The following is a 4,717-nucleotide window of genomic DNA, read 5'->3' on the forward strand; positions in this document are numbered from 1 at the left end:
AGTCGAAAAAATCTCATGTTCAACCTTATTTCCTAGAAAGTTTTACTCGTTCAAGGCCGAATTTGAAGTCTTTTCTGAACGAAACCCCTTACTATCTGTTGTCAAGGTTCAGTTTTTAGCTTGGTTATCGCTTTTTCCATTTTAGCTTAAAGCCGTCCTCAAAGGACGGGGTTTTAACCCAAATTTTCGATAAACGCCATAAAACCTCTAAGTAGTTGGACAAAATTAAGGTTAACTGTGGGGTAAGGAGTCAGGAGTCAGTAGTCAGTAGTCGGCTTTTTTCTTTCTGCTCTCTACTCCCTTCTCCCCACTTCCCTATCTCCCTTCTCCCTTCTCCCTGCTCATAGACAATATTAACGAGTAATTCAGATAGGTCAATGGCTTATCAGTTCACTGATTACTGTTTACTGATTACTGTTTACTGATGCTGGTCAATGACTTAAATTTGCGCGATGAAGCGTGAAATGTTATAAAAATCTCAGTCCTCCCTATAGAAAAGAGTATAAACTTTATGGCACGCACCGAGTCCACAATGTTAGATTTGGGGACAAAAGCCCCCAGTTTTGCCTTACCCGATGTGGTTTCAGGTGAAACTATCTCTCTGGACAGCTTTACGGCTAAAACCGCTCTGTTAGTCATCTTCCTCTCTGAACATTGTCCCTTTGTTAAACACATTCAAGAAGAACTTACCCGTCTAGGTCGCGATTATGCTAACACCAATCTGGGCATCCTAGCAATTAGTTCTAATGACGTGGAGAAATATCCCGATGATTCGCCCGAAAATTTGAAAAAAATGGCGATAACCCTTGACTTTAAATTCAATTTATGCTATGACGAAAGCCAAGCAGTGGCGAAAGCTTACACGGCAGCCTGTACCCCCGATTTTTTCCTCTTTGATAGTCAGCGCAGCCTAGTCTATCGCGGTCAATTGGATGATAGTCGTCCTAGTAATGGCGTACCGGTGACAGGCAAAGATCTGCGCGCCGCTATTGACAAGGTTTTAACCGGTCAACCAGTACCGACGGATCAAAAACCGAGTTTAGGCTGTAATATCAAATGGAAACCGGGTAATGAGCCACCCTATTATGGTTAATTAACGAAGGGTGTGGGGTGTAGGGTGTAGGGTGTAGGGTGTAGGGTGTGGGGTGTGGGGTGTGGGGAGAATAAATAAAATAATCTCCTGTCTCCTGACTCCTGAATACTGACTCCTGACGACCGACTCCTAACCCCACCAACAAACTTTTTGCCGCAAACCCTATTTCAATAGCGTAACCGATTGCTGTGCTAATAGGGCAGTACCATAGGCCGCTTGATCCTGTTTAGATAAAAGCACGGGAACCCCTAAATGACGCTGACGAATTATTCTCCAAGTCGGATTTTTTGCCCCACCACCCGCACTATAAACTCGCTCTAATTTATTGGCTCCCAATTCCTGTAACCGGTGATAACCTAAAGCTTCAATGCGGGCAATACTTTCCAGTAAACCATGCAAAAATTCTAGAGGATTATCGGGGCGAGGAGTCAGTTTTGCGGGTAAAAAAGGATCATTAATTGGAAAGCGCTCGCCCGCTTTTAGTAGAGGATAATAATCTAAATTACTTTCTTTTTGTCCATCTATTGCTAAACTATAATTTCTCAATTCTTGATCAGAAAAAAACTTCTTTAACACTGCTCCTCCCGTATTGGATGCCCCACCAGTTAACCACAAATTTCCTAAACGATGACTATAGATGCCATAGTTACTATCATCAACTTTCTGGCTACTTAATAATTTTAAGACTAAAGTTGAACCTAAAGATGTCACCCCATCCCCTAAAGAATTAGCACCACTGGCTAAAAATGCCGCTATGCTGTCGGTGGTTCCCGTATAAATTAAACAATCTTTCGGGATAGCAAAACGAGTCACTAAATCCGGTTTAATAGTATCGATCGCTGTACCCGGGGCAAAAATTTGCGGTAATAAATTAAACATCGGTAAATTCTCTAACCAATCGGGATAACAGAGATTTTCGAGATCATAACCTAACTTTAAGGCATTGTGATAGTCACTAATTCCCAGTTTACCGTGCAGCAGAAATGCTAACCAATCCGCTTGCGAGAGAAAATAACGCGCTTGCGAAAAAATTTCTTGTTCACTCCACCAAAGTAATTTAGCTAAACTGGAGGTAGCACTAATCACGGGATGGTGAGGGGGTGCTATAGCTTTAATTGCTTCTAAAAATGCAATTCCTCGCCCGTCATTGTATAATATTGCCTGAGAAAGAGGATTACCCCAATTATCACATAATAACACCGTCGAGGAAGTACCATTAATCGCGATCGATTTAAGTTCTGAACGCACCGAATCCCCTAGATTATCCAATAAATAAAATAGGGACTTTTGCCAATCCTGAAAATTGGCATCGGTGAAAGGATAATTAACCTCAGCGACGATTTTTTTGCTAGAATCAATAGCAATCGCTCGCGCTCCCGATGTGCCAAAATCAATACCTAAAGATAAACCCATTGATGTCTTCACAACCCCCTCATTCTGGCTACCATTGGGATGGTATCACTCCCCGATTCTTTGAAGGTTGGTACTTCCGAGTCATGATTCCGCAATTAGCCGACGGATTCGCCTTTATGTATTCTATTCAAGACCCAAGCGGCGGTCAAGTCAATAGCGGCGGAGCGGTACAAATTTTAGCCATAGAATCTAATTATCTTTGTCGCACTTTTCCCGATACGGATAAATTTTGGGCAAGTCGTCAGGAATTAGCCATTATCCATTGGGGAAAAACTAACTTAAAAATCCGTCCCTGTCTCCTTTCCCCGTCAGCTTTTTTTGAGTCTGTTCAAGAGGGTTATCAAGCAACGGCAAACCAGCAGCAAGGACGAATTTATGATCCCGTCACTGGAGAAATCTGTCAATGGGATTATCGCGTTGAAACTAGGTACAGTTGGGGAGATAAAAAGCGTCCACCCCAAGCAACAGCAGGAATATTATCTTATTTACCGATTTTTGACCCAGGTTGGCAGATTTTAACTGCTCATGGTTTAGCAACGGGAATGATTACCTATCGGGGAAAAAATTACCAATTTGAGAATGTACCTTTTTATAGCGAGAAAAATTGGGGTTATTCTTTCCCCGAAAAGTGGTTTTGGATTAATTGTAATGCTTTCCCTGAAAATCCCGATTTAACCTTAACCGCAGTGGGTTCTACCCGGAAAGTTCTGAACTGGACGGAATCGGTGGGAATTATCGGTATTCACTGGCAAAATCGCTTTTATAAGTTTGATATCTGGAATTCTCAACTAACTTGGACAGTGCAACCCTGGGGATACTGGGAAATGAGGGCAACCAACGAGAATTATACCATTGTCTTAATCGGTATCAGTGATCATCCTCCCGATCGCGTGCGTGTACCCACAGAAAAAGGTCTCTGTTTTGCTTGTCAAGATACCCTCAAAGGTAAATTATCGATAAAATTGGCTGATAGTCGCGGTAAAATCCTTATAAATAGCTCTAGTTGTCTAGCTGGTCTCGAAATTGGCGGTATTTGGCCATCAGCTTGGAGCAAACAGTGATTTAAATCACCATTGCGACGGGATAATATCACGCTATTATTTATCGATCGGTATTAACATTGAGTCAGTTTTTGATCGCTAAAAAATCGTTTCATGAACCAACCTTCTCTCAATTTTGTTGAGCAATTAGTGATAGCAGAAGTGCGGGAACAGTTAAGGAATTTACCTAGTTCCTTTCGCCAATATCTCTCGGAGATTAAAATCGATCGAGTCATGAATAATGCTATCCAAATTCTGCCCCGCAGTTTCAAAACTTTGGGGGAAAAAGATCACGATTATCACACCCGAAGATTAAGAATAAAAATTGCTGTAGAAACAGCGATAACCGATATACTGCATGAACTAAAATTATATTATGTAGCGCAGACAGAAGTGGAAGATGAAGAAAATATTCCCACGGAACCATATTCTGAAAGGTGGGATAGCAGTTATTTTAATGGCTAGGTACAGAGTCTTCCTTTTCAGGAGTTAGCAGCTATTATTCAGAGGATAATAACCCATTAGTTTATAATTTATTCCTATAAGAAATGTTGTCAATCTCTGCTCAGAAATAGAATCGGTCGGTGAGTCTGGCTAAAAAATTATTTTAAAGTCAATAAAATAGGCTTTTTTAGTTAGGTTTTACAGAAGTCGCCCTCGATATTTTTTTGATAATAATTAATACTATTTTTCAAAAGTAATGGTAAAGATGGTTAATTGTCCTCGCCCCACTTTCAACCTTCAGATTTAATTGCAGCCTAAGCTAAAAGTACAGTAGAAAGAATCAAAGAATATCCCTTACATGATATCATCGGCGAGACTTGGAAACTATTTCATCAAATTATTTACCCGATAGAACCCCCTTGAGCCATCTTGCACACTTTTCTCTTTTTGTCAAATTTTATGTTAAGAAATATGTGACTAATGGATAGGCTTTTAGCGACGGGAGTGTCAATCAGCAATCTCTGATTACAAATTGCGATGGGGTTTGCATAATTATTCCCGTTTGTTCAGCCACTTGTGACCTAACATCTGGTTCTTCGTTACTTGGTATGGTTCCATAGGGGGGCATAAATTGACTAAATCCTTATCCGGCAAGAGACTTAATTGATTAGTTCGCTCTAGATCAAAAACAATTGACAAAAATCGCCAAATGCCTTTCTAGCATAAG

Annotated in this window: 4 protein-coding genes; 3 read left to right on the plus strand and 1 reads right to left on the minus strand. The window is 40.7% G+C overall.

Going from position 1 to position 4,717, the window contains the following annotated elements; genetic code table 11:
• Nucleotides 1-511: 511 nt before the first annotated feature.
• Entirely contained in the window at nucleotides 512-1,093 is a 582-nt protein-coding gene (locus IM479_RS02575) for a thioredoxin family protein (protein WP_287685089.1), read from the plus strand.
• A gap of 162 nt (nucleotides 1,094-1,255) precedes the next feature.
• Here IM479_RS02575 and IM479_RS02580 read toward each other — a convergent pair whose 3' ends face one another.
• Nucleotides 1,256-2,506, minus strand: coding sequence for an FGGY-family carbohydrate kinase (locus IM479_RS02580; RefSeq protein ID WP_287685088.1), 1,251 nt, complete (start codon nucleotides 2,504-2,506; stop codon nucleotides 1,256-1,258).
• A 2-nt stretch (nucleotides 2,507-2,508) separates the two neighbouring features.
• Here IM479_RS02580 and IM479_RS02585 point away from each other — a divergent pair, with 2 nt between their 5' ends.
• Both IM479_RS02585 and IM479_RS02590 read left to right on the plus strand, forming a co-directional pair.
• Nucleotides 2,509-3,567: a tocopherol cyclase family protein gene (locus IM479_RS02585; protein WP_287685087.1), complete on the plus strand. Its 1,059-nt coding sequence runs from the start codon at nucleotides 2,509-2,511 to the stop codon at nucleotides 3,565-3,567.
• 93 nt (nucleotides 3,568-3,660) lie between these two features.
• Nucleotides 3,661-4,011: a hypothetical protein gene (locus IM479_RS02590; protein ID WP_287685086.1), complete on the plus strand. Its 351-nt coding sequence runs from the start codon at nucleotides 3,661-3,663 to the stop codon at nucleotides 4,009-4,011.
• Nucleotides 4,012-4,717: the final 706 nt, after the last annotated feature.

Source organism: Microcystis sp. M165S2 (assembly GCF_020245885.1).
In the GTDB taxonomy this organism is placed as follows: domain Bacteria; phylum Cyanobacteriota; class Cyanobacteriia; order Cyanobacteriales; family Microcystaceae; genus Microcystis.